Genomic DNA, 2,570 nt, shown 5'->3' with positions numbered 1-2,570 from the left:
ACCTTCTGCCGCATCAAGGATTTCCGCGGCATCGCAACACGATACGACAAGACCGCTCGCAACTTCCTCGCCGCCGTCTGCCTCGTCTCCGCCATCACTTATTGGGCTTGATTGAGTCCAGACCCTACGCCCTCGGCATTGTCGCGCTGGTCGTCGCGCTGCGCGGAGGAGCGCGGGCCGATCGGATCGTCGCAGCGGTGCTCGCTGCGATGTGGCTCTGGACGGGCGTGGCGTATCACCTGCTCCACTTCACAGTGATCAACCCGGCTGCGTGGCTGTTTGGCGCGGCCTTCCTCGGGCAGGGCACCGCGTTCCTCGCCGTTGCGGCGCGAAGCCGTGGCCTGCCCTTCGCGCTGAGCGGGGGCGGCAGCCGGCGTATCTTCGGCTTGGTCCTGATCGCCTATGCGATGGTGCTCTATCCGCTGCTCGGCCGCGTCGCCGGACATCCTTGGGCGGAGATCCCGGCCTTCGGCGTCACGCCCTGCCCGATGACGATCTTCACCTTCGGGATGCTCTTGCTGGCGTCCGCACCCGTTCCGTGGTGGTTGCTGGTGATCCCGGCGCTGTGGGCGGTCGTCGGCGGCTCGGCGGCTGTGCTGCTGGCCGTGCCACAGGATTGGGTGCTGCTTGTTGGCGGTCTCGCTGCGACGACCTTCCTGGTCTTCGGCAAGCGGCAGATGCCGGTCAGGGCAAGCGCCGCTTCGTGACCTGCACGGCCAGTGGCGCCGCGGCGAGATCCACCGTCGACGCGCTGACGTTGCTCGCCGTCACGCGCACGCTGTTGTTGCTCCACACGTGGCAGTCCAGCACGCAGGCGATGCTGCTGCTGTCGAGCGAGGCGTCCGCGAAAACGCCCCGCCGCGCGCCGGGCACCGTGACGTCGACGTTCGCTGTCGCGCCGGGGCCGAGGCTCGGCAGGTCCCAGCTGGTCTCGATCGCCAGCGTCCGCGTCCCGGCCGGCAGCGAGGGGCAGCCGTAGAGAATCGCCGGCGCGTCCTCCGGCAGGCCGTAGAGCCGCAGCGCCTCGAGCTCGATCTGCCCGTCGAAGCCGATGATCCCGATCTGCGCGAAGGCCACCCCCGCGCCGAGCCGCACCGTCTGCCGCCGGTTCAGCGAGCTGTCCTGCATGATCGCACCCGCCTGCCAGCTCTTCGAGGCGGTGTCCCACTGCAGGGTGGTGCCCGACGCCAGCACGTCCTGCGGCTGGTTCTCCCGCACCGTGCCCGCGCCGTCGAAGCAGCGCACGCAGAGCCGCCCGCCATCGGCGCCGCCGACCAGCCAGTGCGCGAGCGCGAACTCCTTCGCGTGCGTGGTCTGCACCACGAAGGCGGCGCCCCGGTTGGCGTTCAGCAGCAGCCCCCGCCCGGTCGCGGCGATGCCGTCCAGCCCGTTCCAGGACAGTGCCGCCATGGTGGTCTCGGTCGTCGTCGAGGTGGCGATGATGCAGGCCCCCTCGACGCCGATCTCGGTGTTGCTGTGGCGGAAGGCGGCGGCGCGCAGGTTCGGGATGTTCGCCAGCAGCCGCGTCACCCGCGACGCCGGCGCGCGGTGGCGGTTGTAGACGGCGTTGCCGGCCCGGGTCGCCGTCGCGGTGTAGTCGATGCCGATGGCGTAGGTGTGCGCCCAGGCCACCTCGTACTCGCAGTTGGTCGCCGCCCCGGTGTGCCGCGCCGCGATGGGCGAGCAGGCCTCCATGCGCAGCCCGCGCGCGATAATCGCCGTGCCGCCCGTCTCGTTCAGGAAGGGGATGGCGACGTTCGGGTCGAGCTGGCGGAGCTCGAAGTTCGGCCCGTCGAAGGTGTGGCGGTTGTGGTTGTTGTAGGCCCCGGCCTGGCGCGAGAAGCGCACCCCGAAGCGATCAAGCGTCGGGTTGATTCCGGTCGCGCAGGCGAAGTGGCCGCCGTAGTAGCGGATCGAGGTGTTCCAGGCCGTGGCAGTGGCACAGTGGGCGTCGAGCCCGTAGCGGTTGTTCAGGATGCGCGCGAGGATCAGCGTGGCGTCCTCGAAGCCGCGGCCGTCGCCGAGCGTGCGCAGCCCGATCGTGAAGCCCGAGACCAGGCGGAGGTCGAGCAGCGAGGAGTCGAGGTTTCGCGCGAGGATGCCGATGTCGGCCTCGCTGGCCCAGTCCGACTGGATCTGCCGCGTGACCTGCAGGTTGAGGTAGAGCTTCTCGCCGTTGCGGGTGGTGCCGCCGTCGCCCAGCGTCAGCACGGTGGCCGGCGCGTTCGCCGCGCCGGTGTACTGGATCACGCCCTGCATGATGAGGCCGCGGGCGCCGCCGCCGAGGGTGACGCCGGCGTCGACGTTCCAGGTGCCGGGCGGGATCACTGCGAACTTGCCGTCCGCCGCGGCGCGGTCGAAGCAGGCCTGGATGGCGGCGCGGTCGTTGGTGGCGCCGTCGCCGAGGCCACCGAAGTCGCGCGGCAGCACCGCCTCGCGGTCGCGCAGGTACTTCGCCAGGTCGGTCTTGGAGATGTTCTGGCCGAGGACCATCAGGTCGTCGATGCGGGCGGCCATGGCTGCCTCCAGTGAGCGTGGTTGGGGAGGGCTGCGGCGCGCCGCGGCGCGTC

At 70.7% G+C, this 2,570-nt stretch carries 2 protein-coding genes and 1 pseudogene; 2 read left to right on the top strand and 1 reads right to left on the bottom strand.

Features of this window, described 5'->3' with window-relative positions; translation table 11 throughout:
- Together ACI6QG_RS19505 and ACI6QG_RS19500 are read left to right on the top strand one after the other, a co-directional pair.
- Positions 1-111 (top strand): annotated as a pseudogene (locus ACI6QG_RS19505) (IS5/IS1182 family transposase); the annotation flags it as partial.
- Complete coding sequence (locus ACI6QG_RS19500) at positions 108-707, top strand: DUF6064 family protein (RefSeq protein WP_407026248.1); 600 nt, start codon at positions 108-110, stop codon at positions 705-707. The pseudogene ACI6QG_RS19505 and the gene ACI6QG_RS19500, both read left to right, overlap by 4 nt.
- On the opposite strand, the gene ACI6QG_RS19495 is transcribed toward ACI6QG_RS19500, so the two are convergent.
- Positions 685-2,517, bottom strand: coding sequence for a hypothetical protein (locus tag ACI6QG_RS19495; protein WP_407026247.1), 1,833 nt, complete (start codon positions 2,515-2,517; stop codon positions 685-687). The genes ACI6QG_RS19500 and ACI6QG_RS19495 overlap by 23 nt on opposite strands.
- Positions 2,518-2,570: the final 53 nt, after the last annotated feature.

The sequence above is a fragment of the Sabulicella flocculans genome (assembly GCF_045449635.1).
In the GTDB taxonomy this organism is placed as follows: Bacteria; Pseudomonadota; Alphaproteobacteria; order Acetobacterales; family Acetobacteraceae; genus Roseococcus.
Note: the sequence above shows the minus strand (reverse complement) of the source record. Positions and strands in the feature narration are given on the sequence as shown.

Coding starts and splice junctions, on each gene's coding strand:
- ACI6QG_RS19495 (WP_407026247.1), bottom strand. CDS start 2,517: ATGGCCGCCCGCATCGACGACCTGATGGTCCTCGGCCAGAACATCTCC.